Annotated in this window: 21 protein-coding genes and 1 tRNA gene; 14 read left to right on the top strand and 8 right to left on the bottom strand. The window is 63.2% G+C overall.

What is annotated here, in order from left to right; translation table 11 throughout:
• The first annotated feature begins 32 nt into the window (after positions 1-32).
• The 6 genes from F579_RS0103350 to galU all read left to right on the top strand — a co-directional run bounded on the left by F579_RS0103350 (position 33) and on the right by galU (position 4275).
• Positions 33-389 carry an integration host factor subunit beta gene (locus F579_RS0103350; protein WP_255349418.1) on the top strand — a complete coding sequence of 119 codons (357 nt, stop codon included), beginning with the start codon at positions 33-35 and terminating at the stop codon, positions 387-389.
• 5 nt (positions 390-394) lie between these two features.
• Positions 395-712, top strand: a complete 318-nt coding sequence (locus F579_RS0103345; protein WP_012982613.1) for a lipopolysaccharide assembly protein LapA domain-containing protein — start codon at positions 395-397, stop codon at positions 710-712.
• Between the two features lie 287 nt (positions 713-999).
• Positions 1000-2226 (top strand): tetratricopeptide repeat protein, encoded by a 1227-nt coding sequence (locus F579_RS0103340; RefSeq protein ID WP_019024277.1) that lies wholly within the window; start codon positions 1000-1002, stop codon positions 2224-2226.
• Positions 2227-2249: 23 nt separating this feature from the next.
• Positions 2250-2981: an orotidine-5'-phosphate decarboxylase gene (gene pyrF, locus F579_RS0103335; protein ID WP_019024278.1), complete on the top strand. Its 732-nt coding sequence runs from the start codon at positions 2250-2252 to the stop codon at positions 2979-2981.
• A 63-nt stretch (positions 2982-3044) separates the two neighbouring features.
• Positions 3045-3329 (top strand): ComEA family DNA-binding protein, encoded by a 285-nt coding sequence (locus tag F579_RS0103330; protein ID WP_019024279.1) that lies wholly within the window; start codon positions 3045-3047, stop codon positions 3327-3329.
• A 55-nt stretch (positions 3330-3384) separates the two neighbouring features.
• Positions 3385-4275 (top strand): UTP--glucose-1-phosphate uridylyltransferase GalU, encoded by an 891-nt coding sequence (gene galU / locus F579_RS0103325; protein ID WP_019025576.1) that lies wholly within the window; start codon positions 3385-3387, stop codon positions 4273-4275.
• A gap of 4 nt (positions 4276-4279) precedes the next feature.
• Here the strand turns inward: galU and F579_RS0103320 are convergent, their stop codons facing one another.
• Genes F579_RS0103320 through hspQ form a run of 3 tightly spaced genes read right to left on the bottom strand, consistent with a single transcriptional unit; the run spans position 4280 to position 7024 of the window.
• A complete protein-coding gene (locus tag F579_RS0103320) occupies positions 4280-4966 on the bottom strand; it encodes a rhomboid family intramembrane serine protease (protein WP_019024281.1) in 687 nt (228 codons plus the stop codon).
• A gap of 11 nt (positions 4967-4977) precedes the next feature.
• Positions 4978-6663 (bottom strand): dihydroxy-acid dehydratase, encoded by a 1686-nt coding sequence (gene ilvD, locus F579_RS0103315; RefSeq protein WP_019024282.1) that lies wholly within the window; start codon positions 6661-6663, stop codon positions 4978-4980.
• A gap of 40 nt (positions 6664-6703) precedes the next feature.
• Entirely contained in the window at positions 6704-7024 is a 321-nt protein-coding gene (hspQ, locus tag F579_RS0103310) for a heat shock protein HspQ (protein WP_012982621.1), read from the bottom strand.
• A 124-nt stretch (positions 7025-7148) separates the two neighbouring features.
• On the opposite strand from hspQ, the gene F579_RS0103305 reads away from it, so the two are divergent.
• Complete coding sequence (locus F579_RS0103305; RefSeq protein WP_019584603.1) at positions 7149-7697, top strand: NUDIX hydrolase; 549 nt, start codon at positions 7149-7151, stop codon at positions 7695-7697.
• A gap of 1 nt (position 7698) precedes the next feature.
• Here the strand turns inward: F579_RS0103305 and F579_RS0103300 are convergent, their stop codons facing one another.
• A complete protein-coding gene (locus F579_RS0103300) occupies positions 7699-8361 on the bottom strand; it encodes an L-fuculose-phosphate aldolase (RefSeq protein WP_019024284.1) in 663 nt (220 codons plus the stop codon).
• Positions 8362-8591: 230 nt separating this feature from the next.
• On the opposite strand from F579_RS0103300, the gene F579_RS0103295 reads away from it, so the two are divergent.
• Both F579_RS0103295 and F579_RS0103290 read left to right on the top strand, forming a co-directional pair.
• Entirely contained in the window at positions 8592-9059 is a 468-nt protein-coding gene (locus tag F579_RS0103295) for a cytochrome c (protein ID WP_019024285.1), read from the top strand.
• 3 nt (positions 9060-9062) lie between these two features.
• On the top strand, positions 9063-9989 hold the full coding sequence (locus F579_RS0103290) for a c-type cytochrome (protein WP_019584602.1): 927 nt from the start codon (positions 9063-9065) through the stop codon (positions 9987-9989).
• A gap of 65 nt (positions 9990-10054) precedes the next feature.
• Here the strand turns inward: F579_RS0103290 and F579_RS0103285 are convergent.
• Positions 10055-10130, bottom strand: a tRNA-Asn gene (locus tag F579_RS0103285).
• A 55-nt stretch (positions 10131-10185) separates the two neighbouring features.
• A complete protein-coding gene (locus F579_RS0103280; RefSeq protein WP_019024287.1) occupies positions 10186-11376 on the bottom strand; it encodes a pyridoxal phosphate-dependent aminotransferase in 1191 nt (396 codons plus the stop codon).
• Positions 11377-11479: 103 nt separating this feature from the next.
• On the opposite strand from F579_RS0103280, the gene uvrB reads away from it, so the two are divergent.
• The 5 genes from uvrB to F579_RS0103255 all read left to right on the top strand — a co-directional run bounded on the left by uvrB (position 11480) and on the right by F579_RS0103255 (position 16582).
• Entirely contained in the window at positions 11480-13513 is a 2034-nt protein-coding gene (gene uvrB, locus F579_RS0103275) for an excinuclease ABC subunit UvrB (protein ID WP_019024288.1), read from the top strand.
• Between the two features lie 78 nt (positions 13514-13591).
• The gene (nagZ, locus tag F579_RS0103270) at positions 13592-14599 is read left to right on the top strand and encodes a beta-N-acetylhexosaminidase (protein ID WP_019024289.1); all 1008 of its coding nucleotides are present in this window, start codon (positions 13592-13594) and stop codon (positions 14597-14599) included.
• A 138-nt stretch (positions 14600-14737) separates the two neighbouring features.
• Positions 14738-15106, top strand: a complete 369-nt coding sequence (locus F579_RS0103265) for a DsrE family protein (protein ID WP_012982643.1) — start codon at positions 14738-14740, stop codon at positions 15104-15106.
• Between the two features lie 158 nt (positions 15107-15264).
• The gene (locus F579_RS0103260) at positions 15265-15816 is read left to right on the top strand and encodes a hypoxanthine-guanine phosphoribosyltransferase (RefSeq protein ID WP_012982644.1); all 552 of its coding nucleotides are present in this window, start codon (positions 15265-15267) and stop codon (positions 15814-15816) included.
• A 13-nt stretch (positions 15817-15829) separates the two neighbouring features.
• Positions 15830-16582, top strand: coding sequence for an S-methyl-5'-thioinosine phosphorylase (locus F579_RS0103255; protein WP_019024290.1), 753 nt, complete (start codon positions 15830-15832; stop codon positions 16580-16582).
• A gap of 139 nt (positions 16583-16721) precedes the next feature.
• Here the strand turns inward: F579_RS0103255 and F579_RS0103250 are convergent, their stop codons facing one another.
• Positions 16722-17006, bottom strand: coding sequence for a hypothetical protein (locus F579_RS0103250; RefSeq protein WP_012982646.1), 285 nt, complete (start codon positions 17004-17006; stop codon positions 16722-16724).
• Between the two features lie 462 nt (positions 17007-17468).
• Complete coding sequence (locus tag F579_RS15405) at positions 17469-18167, bottom strand: LuxR C-terminal-related transcriptional regulator (RefSeq protein ID WP_019025575.1); 699 nt, start codon at positions 18165-18167, stop codon at positions 17469-17471.
• Positions 18168-18335 lie beyond the last annotated feature (168 nt).

The raw sequence follows: 18335 nt of genomic DNA, 5'->3' as shown, positions 1-18335 counted from the left end.
ACAATAAAGTCCACGGTGTCCGTACGGATGCCGTGGACTGTTTTTTATCCGCGTATTGCGGATCTCTTTCTTCTGTCTGTGACGAGCGTCAGATGACCAAATCGGAATTGATCGAAAGCCTCGCCCAGAAATCGCCTCACCTGCCCGCACGGGATGTCGAGATGTGCGTGAAGGCGTTGCTGGAACGGATGAGTCAGGCCCTGGCGCATGGCCAGCGGGTCGAGATTCGTGGCTTCGGCAGCTTCTCCCTGCATTTCCGCCCGCCGCGTCTGGGACGCAATCCCAAGACGGGGGAAGGGGTGGCACTACCGGGCAAGCATGTCCCGCATTTCAAACCCGGCAAGGAACTGCGCGAGCGGGTCAATAGCCCCGCGGTTGTCGACGAGTAATCGGCATGTCCGATCGACGGCGCCAGCAGGTCCGCAACGCAGTCGCGTTTGCCTTGCTGATCCTGATCTCTTCGGCGATCGGTATCCTTGTAGTGTTCAACGAGGGTCAGGTGACCCTGAGTCTCCCATGGGTCGACGTGCAAGCGCCCCTGGTAGTCCTGCTGGGCATTTCCGCGCTCGTCGGTGTGGTCGTTACGGCCGCAATCCTGCTTCTCCGTATCCGCCGACTGAACCAGAAGGTGGCGGACCTGCGCGCGGAGAATCGCGCGTTGAAGACCGAGGTCGAGCAGATGCGAACGGCCCCGATGCGAGATTTTTATTAGAGAAATGCAGATCACTGTGCATACCCGCGCTGGAGTCCCATTTGCCCGCGCGCGCAGTGCGGCCGGTGTAGGCTAGCCTTGAGGCACAAGCGACGCGCCATGTCTTCCGCTCCGTCCGAGAATCGATCGACCGTATGGTTGGGATGGCCCGTTTCTTTTCCTGTGAACGCTCTTTGCTTGATCACCCGATGTGACAAGATTGGCTGGCCTGGCCCGCTCCGTGGCGTATGCTGCATGGCTTGGAAATGGGTATGCCTGGCGGCGTTGTCCGGGCCCAGGGGCGTCTTGTGATCAACGATTGGTTCTGGCTGTTGTTGCCCGTGGCGGCGGCAAGCGGCTGGTGGGTAGCCCGTCGCCTCCACCCGGAAGACCAGGGGGATCAGGAACCCTCCCTTCATCGCTACCTTGAGGGCGTCCGCTATCTTCTGGACGACCGTACCGATGATGCCCTGCAGGCGTTCATCGAGATGGTGGAGGTGGACCACGAAACCTTTGAGACCCATGTAATTCTTGGACGTCTGTTCCGGCGTCGAGGCGAGGTCGATCGGGCGATCCGCATCCATCAGAACCTGGTGGCGCGTCCTTCTCTGAAGGATGAGCAGCGGGCCCAGGCGCTGAACGAGCTGGGGCAGGACTTTCTGCTGGCCGGCGTGCTCGATCGGGCCGAGGCGGTCTTCCGCGAACTTGCGGATTCGCCGCACCAGGCGGTGCCGGCCCTGAAGGGTCTGCAGCATGTGTACGAAACTCAACGTGAATGGGAGCGTGCGATCGAGGTCGGCACGCGACTGAAATCGCACAATGTGCCGAATGAACACCTTCGAATCGCGCATTATCACTGCGAGTTGGCGACCATCGCGCTGGAACATGGTGACCGCACAACCGCTTCCGAGCGCTCGGCACAAGCAGAAAAGCTGGTCCCGGGGCTGTCGCGTGCGTTGCTGATCAAGTCCGAGATCGCAGAGCGCGAAGACCACATCGCCGATGCGATTGCATATGGCCGAGAGGCCGTGGCCCGCACGCCGCCGCTGGCGCCCCTGGTTGTGCCGCGCCTCGAACGGCTGCATCAGGCGTTGCCAGGTGAGAACCGCCTTGGGCAGCTGGAGCAAACCCTGGAAGATCTAGCGAACAGCCGCGGGATCACCGTGGCGCGGATCGCACTGATGCGGTTGTACCGTCGCACCGGGCGGCTGGATGCCGCACTTTCCGAACTCGGGATGATCCTTTCGCAACGCCCGGTGCCGACATCGGGCTTGCTCGAGGCCGTGCGCTGGATGAAGATTCTTCCCGCGGTGCAGGAATACAGCGTGGAGTTCGCTGCGTTCGAAAAAGCACTTTCGGATCAACTCGGCAGCCAGCATCTGTACCAGTGCATGAACTGCGGCTACCAGGGTCGAGCACACGTCTGGCAATGTCCGAGCTGTCGCCGATGGGATACCCTGCGGGGGCTGGACTTTGAACTCGATGCCTCTACCGAAGAGGCTGAAGATGCGCTGGTCCGCGAAGGGACGCGCTGAAACCCATTCAATCAGGAAGAGCCATGCGAGCCGTCGTTCAGTCCCCAGCCCCGCGTCTGATCGTGGCACTCGACTTTGCCGATGCCGACAGTGCCATCCAGCTGGCGCAGCGTCTCGACCCGTCATTGTGCGCTCTGAAGGTCGGGTTCGAGCTGTTTGTCGTGGCCGGGCCCGATTTATTGGGCAGATTGCACGATCTCGGCTTTCGGGTATTCCTCGATCTCAAGTTTCACGACATCCCCAACACAGTGGCCGCCGCCTGCCGGGCAGCGGCGCGAACCGGCGTGTGGCTGGTAAATGTGCACGCCAGTGGTGGCTTGCAGATGATGCAGGCGGCGCACGAGGCGGTCCGCGAGGTCAATGATCACACCGCCGTTCTGGCAGTTACGGTTCTGACCTCCAGCGACGCCCACACGCTGCGCGAGATTGGCGTTCAGCGCAGCCCGGAGGCCCAGGTGCGCCTGCTGGGCAATCTGGCCATCGCGCGGGCTGGACTGGAGGGTCTGGTGTGTTCTGCGCAGGAGGCAAGTCTGCTGCGTGAGGAGCTGGGCTCGGGCCCGATGCTGGTGACCCCCGGAATCCGGCTTCCGGACGCCGAAGGGGACGATCAGCGCAGGGTGATGACACCGGAGGATGCGATCAAGGCCGGTGCCAGCGCCATTGTGGTGGGTCGCCCCATTACCCGGGCGGCCGATCCGGCGGCAGCTGCGACCGATTTCGCACATCGCCTGGAGAGGGTTTTCCAGAGCCACTGATCCCGTTAGGATGACCTTGGCGCAAGGGTTGCGCCGGTTATCACTCAACATGGAGCAGTTAACATGAAAAATGCCATCTACTGTGTGAAATGCTGGTTCTTCGCCGCCTTGTGCGTGTTGCCGCTGGCGCTGGTTACGGCATCAGGCGGGCAGACGCCGGTGAATGTGAACTCGGCATCGGCGGATGAACTCGCGACGCTGGAGAACATCGGCCAGGTCAAGGCCGAGGCGATCGTCGAGCATCGCGAGGCCCACGGTCCGTTTGCCTCGGTGCAGGCACTGACGGACGTATCCGGCATCGGCGAGCGCACGGTGGAGATGAATCTCGACCGTATCGAGGTCGAGTAGCCCGATCGAGGACGACGGGGCCGATCCCCGTCGTCTTTTCCCACCTGGAGTCAGGATGAACCCCAATACGCCACCGATCCGTACCGCTGTTTTTCCTGTCGCGGGCATGGGCACCCGCTTTCTTCCGGCCACCAAGGCCAACCCCAAAGAGATGCTCCCGATCGTCGACAAGCCGCTGATTCAGTATGCAGCGGAGGAGGCCGTGCGTGCGGGTATCGAGACGCTGGTGTTCGTGACCGGGCGCAACAAGCGTTCCATCCCCGATCACTTCGACAAGGCCTACGAGCTTGAAACGGAGCTCGAAGAACGCGGCAAGACGGAGATGCTGGAAAAGGTGCGCAATATCGTGCCGTCCAACGTGACCTGTGTGTACGTGCGTCAGGCCGAGGCCCTGGGTCTGGGACACGCGGTAGCCTGCGCGCGGCCGGTGGTACGTAACGAGCCCTTTGCGGTGATCCTGGCGGACGACCTGATCGAGGAAGAGCAGGGCGGTGCCACGAAACAGATGGTCGAGGCCTTTAACGAGCATGGATGCAGCGTACTGGGCGTGGAAGAAGTGCCGGCGGACCGTACCCATCAGTACGGCATCATCGACCCGGTGCAAACCGGCCCACGTACCTGGGACGTACGCGGCATTGTGGAGAAGCCGCAGCCAGCGGACGCGCCCTCCAATGTGGCGGTCGTGGGCCGCTATATCCTGACCCCGCGCATCTTCGAGCTGCTGGCGAAGCAGGAGCCCGGGGCTGGGGGCGAGATCCAGCTGACCGACGCAATTGCGAAGTTACTTCAGGAAGAGCGCGTAACTGCCTTGAATTTCGAGGGTCGTCGCTTCGACTGCGGAAGCAAACTGGGCTATCTGGAGGCGACTGTGGAGTTTGCGCTGATGCACCCGGAGCTGAAGGACGACTTTGGCAACTATCTGAAATCCCGCGCCAGCGCCTCCTGAAACCTCACCACCAGAATCTTCGCTGGCGCGGGCGGATCGGGAGTCTGCCGCGCCAGTACTGGATGGCCAGGAAGCCAAATGCCATCCCCCCCAGATGTGCGAAATGCGCGATACCGGCGAGGGTGCCGGAGATCCCCAGGTAGAGTTCCAGCGCCCCATAGGCGATGACAAAGTACTTTGCCTTGATCGGTATCGGGAGGAAGAACAGATAAAGCCGCTGGTTGGGGAACATCATCCCGAACGCCAGCAAGACCCCGAACACGCCGCCGGACGCCCCAACAGTGGGATAGACCATCCCATTGTCCCCGTAGGCAGTGACCATGAGTTGCACCAGCCCGGCACCGATCACGCAGATCAGAAAGTACAGGCCGAAGGTCCTCGAACCCCAGGCGTTCTCGATCTGCACCCCCAGCATCCAGACAGCAAACATGTTCACCGAGAGGTGAACCAGGCCACCGTGCAGGAATCCGTAGGTCAACAGCTGCCAGAGCTGGAAGTCCGGCACGCGTAGCCATTGCCCGTCCTGCAGGATCATCGAGGGCGTGCCGATAGGCCACAGGGCGAAATGGGTCATCAGCCAGCCGCCCAGCCAGGGCAGAGCGAGAAAGAGTGCCACGTTGGTGATCAGCAAAAAGCCGATCACTGGAGGCATCATGCTGAAATCGGGGTGGCGCGGGTCCGGGTGCGTCATCGGGGCCGCGGTCAGCGAAAGTCGTCGGTGACGGCACCGCGACTGGCGGATCCGACCTGACGGCTGTACTTCCCGAGCACACCCCGATCAAAGCGCGGCGGGGGGGGCTGCCAGGCACTGCGGCGACGCGCCAGTTCGTCCTCCGGTATCTCGAGCGCGAGGCGATTGCGGTCGGCATCGACCTCGATGATGTCGCCCTCGCGCACAAGGGCAATGGGTCCACCTTGTGCCGCCTCGGGCGCGACATGTCCGACGACGAGACCGTAGGTGCCCCCGGAGAAGCGACCGTCGGTAATCAGGGCAACCGAATCGCCGAGACCGGCACCGATGATTGCCGCCGTTGGGGCGAGCATCTCGCGCATACCGGGCCCCCCACGAGGTCCCTCGTGACGGACCACGATGACGTCTCCAGCCTGAATACCACCCGCCAGGATGGCGTCCAGGCACTCCTCCTCGGATTCGAAAACGCGCGCGGGCCCGCGGATTGAAGTGGACTTGAGCCCGGTGATCTTGGCCACGCTGCCTTCCGGCGCCAGATTGCCCTTCAGGATCGCCAGGTGGCCCTGCGGGTACAGGGGGGCATCCAGCGGGCGGATGATGGCCTGGTTCGATGGTGGTGCATCGGGAATGTCTGCCAGGACCTCGCTGAGGGTCTGGCCGGTAATGGTCAGGCAGTCGCCGTGCAAAAGTCCGCCGTTCAGCAGAATCTTCATGACCTGCGGTGTGCCTCCCACCGCATGAAATTCCGTGGTCACGTGCCGGCCGGAAGGCTTCAGGTCGCACAGGACCGGGGTGCGGCGACGGATGTTTTCGACATCATCGAGCGTCAACGGCACGTTGGCACAGTGGGCAATGGCGAGCAGGTGGAGCACGGCATTGGTCGATCCCCCGACGGCCATAACCACGGCCAGGGCGTTCTCGAAGGCCTCGCGCGTGAGGATGTCGCGTGGCTTGCGGTCGGCATGGATCGCCTCCAGGAGGACCTCGGCGGAACGGGCGGCGGAGTCGGCCTTTTCCGGATCCTCGGCCGCCTGGGTCGACGAGCCCGGCAGGCTCATGCCCATCGCCTCGAAGGCGCTGGACATGGTATTGGCTGTGAACATGCCGCCACAGGAGCCGGCTCCCGGGCAGGCATTGCGCTCCACGCCGGCCAGGTCTTCATCCGACAGCTTTCCCGCCCCATGCTGTCCGACGGCCTCGAACGCACTGACGATCGTCAGGTCCTGGTCCTTGTAGCGTCCCGGCTTGATCGTGCCTCCGTAGACGAAGATCGCGGGTACGTTGAGCCGTGCGATCGCCATCATGGCGCCGGGCATGTTCTTGTCGCAGCCGCCGGTGGCCAGCAGCCCGTCCAGACTCTGGCCGTTGACGACCGTCTCGATCGCATCGGCGATCACCTCGCGCGACACCAGGGAGTACTTCATGCCTGGTGTGCCCATCGAGATGCCATCGGAGATGGTGATGGTACCGAAGGTCTGTGGCATGCCGCCCGAGGCGCGTACGGCTGATTCCGCGCGTTCGGCCAGTGCCCCGATCCCCATGTTGCAGGGAGTGATTGTGCTGTGGGCGTTGGCAATGCCAACGATGGGGCGCTGGAAGTCGTCGTCCCCGAAGCCCACCGCCCTGAGCATGGCGCGGTTGGGGGTGCGGCGTGGACCTTCGGTGACGACGCGGCTGCGTCGATTGTCCTGGGTCATCGAGTCGTCCTGTCCGTTGTCCGGCCCGCGAGCGGGCGGACTAGTGGGTGCGAGAATTGCTTCCCCGGCAGTAGCGCCCGTTGAGGAAGTGATCGAAGAACTGGCCCAGCGCTGGATGGTCGATCTGCTGGCCGGAGGTATCCGGTTCCAGGTGGCGTTCGGCCACATACGTGCTGTGCGAGTATCCATCCACCAGCACGTGGTACCACGGCCGGTCCTTGGGGGGACGGCTCCTGGCCACGGTCTCGTACCATTCGTCCGAGCCGGAGTAGACCGGATCGACCTCGACAATCACACCGCGGTAGCCGAACTTGGTATGGTGGACCAGCTCACCCACGGTGAAGCGTGTTCCCTGTGTCATCGCTGCCCCCTGGCGGCGTTTGGTGCATTAAGCGTGCTGCATTGGCAGTGTCTCTCAGAAAAGACCATCGCCCGGGTCTCGCGTTCCGGCGCGTGGTCATGGACCCGCAAAGCGACCGTATACCATGTCCCGTGACGTCAGCATCCCCCGTCCCGAATTTCACCGGGCTGTGCCCGAAAATGATGACCGCGAACGCAAGATCTGCGATCACTGTGGCTTCGTGGACTACGAGAACCCGCGGATTGTGGTCGGCGTGGTCGCCACATGGGAAGAGCGGGTCCTGTTGTGCCGCCGGGCGATCGAACCGCGCAAAGGTCACTGGACGCTGCCCGCAGGATACATGGAGCTTGGCGAGTCGACCGAGCAGGGCGCCGAGCGGGAGGCCTGGGAGGAGGCGCGCGCCCGGCTGCGTATCGATCGCCTGCTCGCGGTCTACAGTCTGCCGCATATCGGACAAGTCCAGATGATCTACCGTGCCGAACTGCTGGGCGACGATGTTGCCCCCGGACCAGAGTCCGAGGAGGTCGCGCTGTTCGACTTCAATGATCTGCCCGGGGAGCTGGCATTTCCTTCGGTCTCCTGGGCCCTGGGTCACTACCAGCAAACGCGCCACCTGAACGAGTTTGCGCCGATGGGCGCCCCGGAGTCCGCGAGCCCGCTGGGCGGGTTGTAGTTCAGCTGCCCTGCGCGCGCCGGGACGGCCCGTAGTCCCGGAATTTTTCCAGCACGCGCGCCATTTCATCATCGCCGAGCAGCTGCGGGCCGCCAATTTGCAGGCTCAGCACATACTGCTGCGCGAGCAGTTCGACCTCTTCGGTCAGCCACAAGGCCCGCGCGAGATCCGCTCCCGTCGCAATCATGCCGTGGTTGGCCAGCAGGCACGCCAGTCGATCCTGCAGGGCCTCCACCGCATAGCGTGAAAGCTGCTCCGTGCCAAACGTGGCATAGGGGGCACAACGGATCGAATTGCCCCCGGCCGCCGCCACCATGTAGTGCAGGGCGGGGATATCACGCCCCTGAATCGCGACCACGCTGGCGTAGGTCGAGTGGACATGCACCACGGCGTTCAACTCCGGGCGCGCCTGGAGGATCGCCCGATGAAAATGCCACTCGCTGGAAGGCTTCTGGTGATCCGGCCAGAGTCCCTGTGCGTCAACTGCGACCAGGTCCTCCGGGCGCAGGGCTTCGTAGGGCACGCCGGATGGCGTAATCAGCATGCCATCGCCCAGGCGCGCGCTGACGTTCCCCGAGGTGCCCTGATTCAGACCACGGCGGTTGGTCTCGAGCGCGGTTTCGATAATCGCCTGGCGCAGGGCCAGTTCGTCGGTGGCAGGCATCGGTGTCCGGGCGGATGGATGAGCACCGGATTGTATCGCGACACGCTCGAAGGATGCCTCGGGGAACACCCGCTAGTTTATGGGGTCAATGTCGAGAGGCTGGCGTGAGAGGGACGTGAAGACGCGGATGGCGCGAACGCCGGCTGGACATCTATATTGAAGGCTGCACGTGGCAGGCCGCAGCGGTTGCGCGGCACTTTACGATGTTCCTTGAACAGGGAGGACAACCTATGAAAAAACCCCTTCGTTTTCTGACTGCGGCTTCCGTTGCCGGGACCCTTGCGCTGGGTCTGGGCGCTGTGCATTCCGTACATGCCTTTGACGAGCACGAGGCCACTATTGACTACCGTCAGGGCGTGATGCGGTCCATCGGCGGCAACGTCGGCTCTATCGCCGCAGTCGTTGTCGACGGCGCCGAGTTTGGCGACAACCTCGAGATGCACACCAGGCATCTGGTGGATCTCACCGCGGACATCCCGGCACTGTTCCCGGAAGGCAGTGATTTCCCCGATACCGATGCCAAAGAGGAGATCTGGGACGACTGGGACCGGTTCCAGGAGCTTTCTCAGGACACCAAGGATGCGGCCGAGGCATTGCATGCCGCGGTTGAAGCCGGTGACGACGACGAACTCCCGATTCGCTTCCGTAACCTGGGGCAGTCCTGCCAGGCCTGCCACGACGACTTCCGCCGCGACTGATCGGTGGTGGTGACCACAAGGCGCACAGGGCCGGCCGCCTGGCTGCCGGCCCTGGCCATTGCGGCCTTTGCATGGGGTTCCGTCGCACAGGCGGAGGTGGAGATCGGTGAAGAGGATCCCCAGGCGGGCGAGGACGAACGTATTGCCTACGGTGAATACGTCTTGCGCGCCGGCGGGTGTGTGACCTGTCACACCGCGGAGGATGGCGACTTCCTGGCCGGTGGTCGACCGATCGAAAGCCCCTTCGGCGTGTTCTACGGCCCGAATATCACCCCGGACGAAGAGCACGGCATTGGCGGCTGGTCGGAGGGCGACTTCACGAAGGCCCTGAGGGAAGGGCGCAGCCCGAACGGCACCCATTACTACCCGGCGTTTCCGTACACCGCATACACGAAGATGACGGACCAGGACGTGGAGGCGTTATGGGCCTATCTGCAGTCCGAGGTCGAACCGGTCGCCAAGGATAACACCCCGCATGATCTGGACTGGTTCGTGCGCTTTCGGCCATCGCTGAGCGTATGGAAGTGGCTGCATTTCGAGCCCGGCGAGTTCGAGGCGAATCCTGAAGAGTCCGAGGAGTGGAACCGTGGCGCCTATCTGACCCAGGCCCTGGGGCACTGCATGGAATGCCATACCCCGCGTACCCGGACAGGCGGACTGGATCTTGAGCGTCTCGGGGCAGGGGCGCGCATGGCGGATGGCGACGTCGCACCCAATATTACGCCAGATCGGGAAACGGGCATCGGCCGATGGGGCGCGCGACATATCGCCCGCTACCTGGAGATGGGCATTACCCGTGACGGCGACTTTGCCGGTAGCAGCATGGCCGACGTGATCGAACATGGCACGTCCTACCTGACCAGTGACGACCGCCGGGCAATCGCGGCCTACCTGCAGTCGCTGGACCCCATCGAACACGAGCCGGACTGAACGAGAAGTGGGCTGCATGAAAAAGGGCCAGGCTGCATCGCAGACCTGGCCCTTTTTCTTCTATCTGGCTCCCCGGGACGGGCTCGAACCGCCGACCTAGTGATTAACAGTCACCCGCTCTACCGACTGAGCTACCGGGGAATTGGCCGCAGATCGTAATGGGGGGCGGCCACCCCGTCAAGCTTCAATTGTTGCTTCAGCGGTGAGTCGCGGCGAATTGCCTGAGTCGATCCAGTGCCTTGTCTAGCATCTCGACGCTGGTGGCGAACGAGACGCGTACATGGCCCGGGGCGCCGAATGCACTGCCGGGCACCAGGGCGACTCCGACTTCGTCCAGCAATTGCTTGGTGAGGGCGACATCGGTGTCGATGTCGGCCGCCTGCATCAGGCCGGTGACCCGTGGAAAGCAGTAGAACGTGCCGTCGGGCATCAGGCAGTCGATGCCGTCGATCGCGTTCAGGCCGTCCACCACATGCCGCGCCCGTTCGGCGAACGCGGAACACATGGCGATCACGCAGCCCTGATCGCCATCCAGTGCGGCCTGCGCTCCGGCCTGGGCGATCGAGGTAGGGTTGGAGGTGCTCTGCGACTGGATCTTCTTCATCGCCGCGATCAGATTCTTGGGTCCACCGGCATAACCGATACGCCAGCCGGTCATCGCGTAGGCCTTGGAAACGCCATTGAGCACGACGGTGCGCTCGAGCAGATCCGGTGCGACATTCACGATATTCACAAACGGCGTGGAGCCAAACCGGATGTGCTCGTACATGTCGTCGGTGGCGATCACCACCCGGGGGTGTTCGCGCAGCACGGCGGCCAGGGCCGTCAGCTCGTCAGCCGAGTAGGCCGCTCCAGTGGGGTTGGACGGGCTGTTGATAAACACCAGGCGGGTATTCGGCGTGATCGCCGCCGCGAGTTGCTCGCCCGTGATCCGGAATCCCGCCTCCTGGGTGGCGCTGACCACTACGGGTCGCGCACCGGCCAGAAGTGCGATGTCGGGGTAGGAGACCCAGTAGGGCGCCGGGATCACCACCTCGTCACCCGGGTTCAGCAGGGCCTGGCATAGGTTGAAGATGCTTTGCTTGCCGCCAGAGGACACCAGGATCTGGTCACGCTCGAACGAAAGCCCGTTGTCGCGATCAAACTTGCGGATGATGGCGTCTTTCAGGCCCTGCGTACCATCCACCGGAGTGTACTTGGTTTCCCCGCGGGCAAGCGCGTCGATGGCCGCCTGCTTGATATGCTCCGGCGTATCGAAATCCGGCTCGCCGGCCCCCAGACCGACGATATCGCGGCCCTCGGCCCGCAGCTGCGCGGCCAGCGCGCTGACGGCCAGGGTGGGGGAGGGCTGGATGCGCTGAACGCGATCGGAGAGCTCGATATCCAAGGCGGGCCTCATGCGGGTTGGGCGATGTGGGCGGCCGGGCGCGAATGCATAACCGGCCGCAAGGTGGCGAAATAATACTGAAATCAGGCGCGGAGGATAAGGCGTGCAGCCAGATGAAGGCGAACAATTCAAGGTGGTATCGCAGTATCAGCCCGCCGGCGACCAGCCGGCGGCGATCCGCGCGCTGACCGACGGCATCGAGGCAGGGCTGGCGCATCAGGTCCTGCTGGGTGTGACAGGTTCGGGCAAGACCTTCACGATCGCCAACGTCATCGAGAATCTGCAGCGCCCGACCATCATCCTGGCGCCGAACAAGACCCTGGCCGCGCAGCTGTATGGCGAGTTCAAGGAGTTCTTCCCGAACAACGCGGTGGAGTACTTCGTCTCGTACTACGACTACTACCAGCCGGAGGCCTACGTCCCGTCCTCGGACACTTACATCGAAAAGGATGCCTCGATCAACGACCACATCGAGCAGATGCGCCTGTCCGCGACGCGCGCACTGCTGGAGCGCCGGGATGCGATCATCGTGGCCTCGGTGTCGGCCATCTACGGCCTCGGCGATCCGCGCAAGTATCTCTCGATGGTCCTGCACCTCCAGCGCGGGGATCGCATCGACCAGCGCGACCTGCTGCGTCGTCTGGCAGAGCTGCAGTACACCCGTAACGACACCGAGTTGCGGCGCGCCACCTACCGGGTACGCGGGGAGGTCATCGACATCCATCCCGCGGAATCCGAGGTCGAGGCCGTGCGTATCGAATTGTTCGACGACGAGATCGAGCGGCTGTCGTACTTCGACCCGCTGACCGGCGAGCAGCTGCGTACCGTCCCGCGCCTGACCATCTACCCGAAGACGCACTACGTGACCCCGCGCGAGACGCTGCTGGAGGCGGTGGACCAGATCCGCGACGAACTCAAGGAGCGTCTGGATTTCCTGCGCAAGGAGGATCGCCTGGTCGAGGCGCAACGCCTGGAGCAGCGCACGCTGTTCGACCTGGAGATGATCCTGGAGATCGGCTACTGCAACGGTATCGAAAACTACTCGCGCTATCTCTCCGGCCGGGCCCCGGGCGAGCCGCCACCCACCTTCTTCGACTACCTGCCGCAGGACGCGCTGCTGGTGGTCGACGAGTCGCATGTGTCGGTGCCCCAGGTGGGCGGGATGTACAAGGGCGACCGCTCGCGCAAGGAGACCCTGGTGGAATACGGCTTCCGTCTGCCCTCGGCGCTGGACAATCGCCCGCTGCGCTTTGAGGAATTCGAGGCCCTGCAGCCGCAGACCATCTACGTGTCCGCTACACCGGGGCCGTACGAGCGCGAGCATGCCGGGGCCATCGTCGATCAGGTCGTCCGGCCCACCGGGCTTCTGGACCCGATTCTCGAGGTGCGCCCGGCGGGCAGCCAGGTCGACGACTGTCTGTCCGAGGTGCGCGACCGGGTGGAGCGCGACGAGCGCGTACTGATCACGACGCTGACCAAACGCATGGCCGAAGACCTGACCGACTATCTCTCGGAGCATGGCGTGCGGGTGCGGTATCTGCATTCGGATATCGACACCGTCGAGCGGATGGAGATCATCCGCGACCTTCGGCTCGGGGAGTTTGACGTGCTGGTGGGGATCAACCTGCTGCGCGAGGGCCTGGACATGCCCGAGGTCTCGCTGGTGGCGATCTTTGATGCCGACAAGGAGGGCTTCCTGCGCTCCGATCGCTCGCTGATTCAGACCATCGGGCGGGCGGCACGCAACGTGAATGGCAAGGCCATCCTGTACGCCGACAAGGTCACCGGATCGATGCAGAGGGCGATCGACGAGACCGAGCGCCGGCGGGAGAAGCAGATCGCCCATAACGAGGCGCACGGCATCACCCCGCAGGGCATTCGCAAGAATGTCGCCGACATCCTCGAGGCCCGCAATGCCACGCCGGGCTCCGGTCGCCGGCGTGGCCAGAAAAAGGTGGCCGAGGATGCGCCGGACTACATCGACGCCCCGGAGCAGGCCGCCAAGGAGATCGAAAAGCTGGAACAGGAGATGTTCCAGAAGGCCCGCGACCTGGAGTTCGAGGAGGCCGCGCGGATCCGTGACCGCATCGAGAAGCTCAAGGCACTCGCGTTTCGCCCGGAAGCCTCGCTATCCTAAAAAGATTGCTCGGGTCACGAGCGCCAGTTGAGTACAGGTTCAATGGCTTCTCCCGTATCCCTGCCCCTGGGGCCGGTCATGCTCGATGTGACCGGTCTGGAACTCACCCCGGAAGACCGTGAACGCCTGCGCCACCCGGCGACAGGCGGCGTCATCCTCTTTGCCCGCAACGCCGGTACGCCGGAGCAGGTGAGGGCGCTCACCGATGCGATACGCGCCGAGCGACCCGGCATCCTGATCGCCGTGGATCAAGAGGGCGGACGCGTACAGCGTCTGCGGGACGGATTCACCGCGCTACCGCCCATGCGCGAGCTGGGGCATGTCGATGATTACGATCGCAACAAGGCCTGCGAACTGGCCCATGCGACCGGGGAATTGCTGGCGCTGGAGCTGCGCGAGGCGGGCATCGATTTCAGTTTCACCCCGGTCCTGGACCGGGACATCGGTGTCAGCGAGGTGATTGGGGATCGTGCGTTCCACCATGATCCCGATGTCATCGCACGCCTGGCCGGCGAGCTGATTCGCGGGCTCGCGGCCGGCGGCATGCCCAGTGTGGGCAAGCATTTCCCCGGACACGGGGCCGTCCAGGCGGATTCCCATATCGCGCTCCCGGTGGATGACCGCCCGCTGGCCGAGATCGAGGCCGACGATATCGCGGCCTTTCGCCCCGTACTGGGCGATCTCGATGCCGTGATGCCCGCGCACGTCCTGTACCCACAGGTGGATGACCAGCCCGCCGGCTTCTCGCGCATCTGGCTACAGGACATCCTGCGCCGCGAACTCCGTTTCCGTGGGGCAATTCTCAGCGATGATCTGGCCATGGCCGGTGCCGAGGCCATCGGCAGTGCGGCCGAGCGGGCCGTGGCGGCGCGGGCGGCAGGCTGCGACATGGTGCTGATCTGCAACCAGCCCGAGCAGGCGGACGCCATTCTCGAGTCGCAGCAGGGACAGCCGCTCGACGCCCAGGCTTTGCGAAGGGTCGAGGCGTTAAGGGCACAATCCATCGCGAATGAACCCAGACGGATTCATGCCCTTCGCGCTCAGCTGCATCAGTGGCTTGCGGCCCGGCAGGCAGCGACGGCCTGAAGACCGCGCTCCCCCTGCGGAGGAGTTACTCCCGCGGGCACATTGGCGCACAGGCGCTGGCACGCCTATAATGCGCCACCGGTTTGCGCTTGAGCAGCTGTTAATATTCACACTCACCACTGAAGTTGGAGATCAAAAATGGCCGACAAGCTCCTGATCGTCATGGTTAACACCGATCCGAGCAACCCGTCTGAGCTGGGTGCCCCGTTCTTCCAGGCCACCGTGGCCGCCGCGATGGAATATGACGTTGAAGTCGTCATGACCGGTCGTGCCGGCGAGCTGGCCAAGAAGGGTGTTGCCGAAAACCTGTTTGTCCAGGAAGGCTCCAGCAAGAGCGTCTACGACTTCATGAAGGACGCCCACGAAGCCGGCGTGGTGATGAAGGTCTGCACCCCGACTCTGGATCTGTGGGGCAACGACCTGATCCCGGAAATCGAAGAAACCGTGGGCGGCGCCTACGTGATTTCCGAAGCCATGGACGACGACACCGTGACCTTTACCTACTAAGGGTCTCCACGTCCGTCGCTTTGCCAACCGGCCGGCCCTTGCGCCGGCCGGTTGCGTTTAAGGGCCCTGTAAAGCCCGCGCATACCGGACCCGGACCTTGCCGTCTGCCAGACGCTCGGCCAACATCCTTCCTCCAGACCACCACCGCAGGACCCTTGATGAGCCCGGAACAGGCCCGCGCAACGCTCCGAGATGCCGACTGCCTATACAGCCGCGATGCAGTCGAGACTGCGATCGACCGCCTGGCGGAACGCACGGCACAGGTACTCAAGGACCGCAACCCGCTGGTCCTGGGCGTGATGAATGGCGGGGTCGTCCTGATGGGCGGGCTGCTGACCCGCTGGTCGTTTCCAATGCAGGTCGATTATCTGCATGCCACGCGCTATCGCGGCGGCACGCGAGGCGGGGAGCAGCTGCACTGGCTGGCGCGCCCCCAGACACCGATCAAGGGCCGTACTGTCGTGATCGTGGATGACATCCTCGACGGTGGCATTACCCTGGAAGGCATCCAGGCTTTCTGCGAAGAGCAGGGCGCCGAGAAGGTCTATTCCGTTGTACTGGTGGACAAGGCCAACCCGGAACGCGATCCAGCCATTACTGTCGATTTCGCGGCCCTGGAGGTACCGAATCGGTACGTGTTTGGCTACGGGATGGATTACCAGGACTACCTCCGCAACGCGCCCGGCATTTTTGCCGTCGCGAACCACTAGGGATACCCGCCATATGTCGACACCCCGTCTTGCCGTGATCGGCGGCACCGGCCTGACCCAATTGAAGTCGCTGGAGATTACCCGCAGGCAGGTCATGCATACCCCGTATGGCGAACCGTCGGGACCATTGGTCTTCGGGCGGCTGAATGACACCGAGATCGTCTTTCTCCCGCGGCACGGGGCCCGTCACACCATCCCGCCGCACCAGGTGAACTACCGGGCCAACATCTGGGCCCTGAAGCATGCCGGTGTCGACAACGTGATCGCTGTGGCGGCCGTCGGCGGCATTACCGAAGCGATGAAGCCGGGCATGATTGCGATTCCCGATCAGATCATCGATTACACCTGGTCACGCGCCAATACCTTTTTCGAAGGCGGCGACCTCGAAGAGGTCACCCATATCGACATGACCTGGCCCTACAACCAGGGCGTGCGGGAGACGCTGCTGAACGCGATTGATGACCTGTGTCTCGAGGCGGCGGACCGAGGGACGTATGGGGCCACCCAGGGCCCGCGGCTGGAGACAGCGGCCGAGATCGATCGCATGGCGCGAGACGGCTGCGACCTGGTGGGAATGACCGGCATGCCGGAGACGGCGCTGGCGCGCGAGCTGGAGCTCAATTACGCCTGCTGCGCCGTGATCGCCAACTGGGCGGCCGGTCGTGCCGAGGGCGAGATCACCATGGACGAGATCGGCCGAAACCTGGATCAAGGGATGGCGCGGGTGAAAGATGTGCTGACGCACGTGATCGAGACGCTGTCCTGAGGCGCAGGACCGGGAACGATCGTCGTTTTTGACCAGGGGAGCAGGCCCGCTAGAACAAACAGCTGACGCTCATCAATCCGTCACTTAACATAATATGTATTATGCGTCGTTATGGGTGGCGTGGTTCAAGTGCCCCGTGTCACCGAATCCTCAGGTTCATGGTGCTGTTCAGACCATGGCAGCGGGAACGTGTCACATGGCCGTTTTTCGTCAGGACCAGATCCAGATACCCCGGCCCGCTGAGTTGTACGACCCTGCAATCCACTCCGATCCCCTCAAATTCCACCTCCAGTGGCACGACGCCTTCGAACTCCACTTCCTCGACGTCGTGGGTACGGGTGACCGTGCAGGTAATGGAATACGCAGTACCTTCGGGCCCGGAGGCTTGCAGGCCGATACGCGATTCGTTGGGCGATGTCGACATCGCGTGAACACCTCCAGGCCAAGGGCAATCCGTCAGGGATCGCCAGGAACATGACGGACCAGGATGCCTGGCCGATCGCGGGTGTCAGGGTCGAGGTAAATTCCGGCATCGCCTGGCGGGCGCTTGAGGGTCCCTCGCGGCGGGTGCAGGCACGACGGCGGCCTCCGACCGTTAATCCAACTGCAGTATGGCGGTCGGTTTGGCAGCAGGCATCAGAATAACGGGTGGTTTTCCGGGAGAGCTTTGTCGGTCGTTATCACGCGAGAAGTATGAGCCATGTGATTGGGAATCGATCAGGATCGCCGGCTACGTCAGCCGTTCGTCCTACGCTCCAGATTTGATCGATGACGCAGGCACATCAGCTTCAGGCATTGCGCCTGCCTCGCCTGGTGAGGACGGTTTGGCAAATACAGCCGCCCTCACCCTATCCTCTTGGCCCGGGGTACCGGGAGCCAGCACGCCTTAGACGGCGCGTGCCTCGGTGCGACGACGACGCCACATAACCTGGGGTGGCGGAGCGCCCAGATGATCCTTGGCCCAGTTGATCGCCTGCGTGCGGTTCTTGACCTCGATCTTGCGGAAGATGTTGTACAGGTGCGACTTGACCGTGTGCTCACTGATGAACAGCTGTTTCGCGATATTCATGTTCGTCTCGCCCGAACCCAGCATGGCCAGGATCTCCAGTTCGCGCTGGGTCAACCCACAGGCGGGCCGATAGGTGTTGGTCCGTTGCTGACGATACAGCCGCACCAGCCGTGTCATCAGGTGCCGGGACATCCAGAAGTCGCCGTTCAGCAGGCACAGGATCCCCTTGCACAACAGGTCCAGTTGATCCGTCTTGTAAAAAATGCCCTGCAGGTACAGCACATCCAGGAGTCGGAGTGCCTCGTCTTCGTTCGGAATATTGAATCCGGCGAAGACCGTTTTTGCCCCGTCCGCGACGGCCTGTTGCACATGCCCAATATCGCGCTCGTCCAGGGCGCTGGCGTCAAACAGTGCAAGGCTGTAATCCCTGAGCGTCTGGGCGACTTTTGGGGACCCGGGCTCCAACCCTGTTACCGAGCATTTGGTTTTCTCGGAAACGTACTCGATAAACAGCGCCGACTGGGGGGATGCCGACGTTACAATCAGTACTTGTGAATCATCGTTTAGCTCGCTCATGACCTCACCTGCTCTCCACATTTGAACCATTGATATTGGAAAGACGAGGCGGGTCCGAGTCAACCGATTAGATTTGTCAGACTTGCCTCTGGAGCCCTTCCGATGGGCCTAATACCAACTACGTATCCGTACTTTTAAAAAGTATATAGGCACAGGTCCGATGGCCCG

Source organism: Thioalkalivibrio sp. ALJ21, from assembly GCF_000378605.1.
GTDB lineage: Bacteria > Pseudomonadota > Gammaproteobacteria > Ectothiorhodospirales > Ectothiorhodospiraceae > Thioalkalivibrio.
Note: the sequence above shows the minus strand (reverse complement) of the source record. Positions and strands in the feature narration are given on the sequence as shown.

Excerpts from the sequence above, each read along its gene's own strand:
- F579_RS0103345 (WP_012982613.1), top strand. The coding sequence starts at position 395 with ATGTCCGATCGACGGCGCCAGCAGGTCCGCAACGCAGTCGCGTTTGCC.
- pyrF (WP_019024278.1), top strand. The coding sequence starts at position 2,250 with ATGCGAGCCGTCGTTCAGTCCCCAGCCCCGCGTCTGATCGTGGCACTC.
- F579_RS0103330 (WP_019024279.1), top strand. The coding sequence starts at position 3,045 with ATGAAAAATGCCATCTACTGTGTGAAATGCTGGTTCTTCGCCGCCTTG.
- galU (WP_019025576.1), top strand. The coding sequence starts at position 3,385 with ATGAACCCCAATACGCCACCGATCCGTACCGCTGTTTTTCCTGTCGCG.
- F579_RS0103320 (WP_019024281.1), bottom strand. The coding sequence starts at position 4,966 with ATGACGCACCCGGACCCGCGCCACCCCGATTTCAGCATGATGCCTCCA.
- ilvD (WP_019024282.1), bottom strand. The coding sequence starts at position 6,663 with ATGACCCAGGACAATCGACGCAGCCGCGTCGTCACCGAAGGTCCACGC.
- hspQ (WP_012982621.1), bottom strand. The coding sequence starts at position 7,024 with ATGACACAGGGAACACGCTTCACCGTGGGTGAGCTGGTCCACCATACC.
- F579_RS0103305 (WP_019584603.1), top strand. The coding sequence starts at position 7,149 with ATGTCCCGTGACGTCAGCATCCCCCGTCCCGAATTTCACCGGGCTGTG.
- F579_RS0103300 (WP_019024284.1), bottom strand. The coding sequence starts at position 8,361 with ATGCCTGCCACCGACGAACTGGCCCTGCGCCAGGCGATTATCGAAACC.
- F579_RS0103295 (WP_019024285.1), top strand. The coding sequence starts at position 8,592 with ATGAAAAAACCCCTTCGTTTTCTGACTGCGGCTTCCGTTGCCGGGACC.
- nagZ (WP_019024289.1), top strand. The coding sequence starts at position 13,592 with ATGCTCGATGTGACCGGTCTGGAACTCACCCCGGAAGACCGTGAACGC.
- F579_RS0103265 (WP_012982643.1), top strand. The coding sequence starts at position 14,738 with ATGGCCGACAAGCTCCTGATCGTCATGGTTAACACCGATCCGAGCAAC.
- F579_RS0103260 (WP_012982644.1), top strand. The coding sequence starts at position 15,265 with ATGAGCCCGGAACAGGCCCGCGCAACGCTCCGAGATGCCGACTGCCTA.
- F579_RS0103255 (WP_019024290.1), top strand. The coding sequence starts at position 15,830 with ATGTCGACACCCCGTCTTGCCGTGATCGGCGGCACCGGCCTGACCCAA.
- F579_RS0103250 (WP_012982646.1), bottom strand. The coding sequence starts at position 17,006 with ATGTCGACATCGCCCAACGAATCGCGTATCGGCCTGCAAGCCTCCGGG.
- F579_RS15405 (WP_019025575.1), bottom strand. The coding sequence starts at position 18,167 with ATGAGCGAGCTAAACGATGATTCACAAGTACTGATTGTAACGTCGGCA.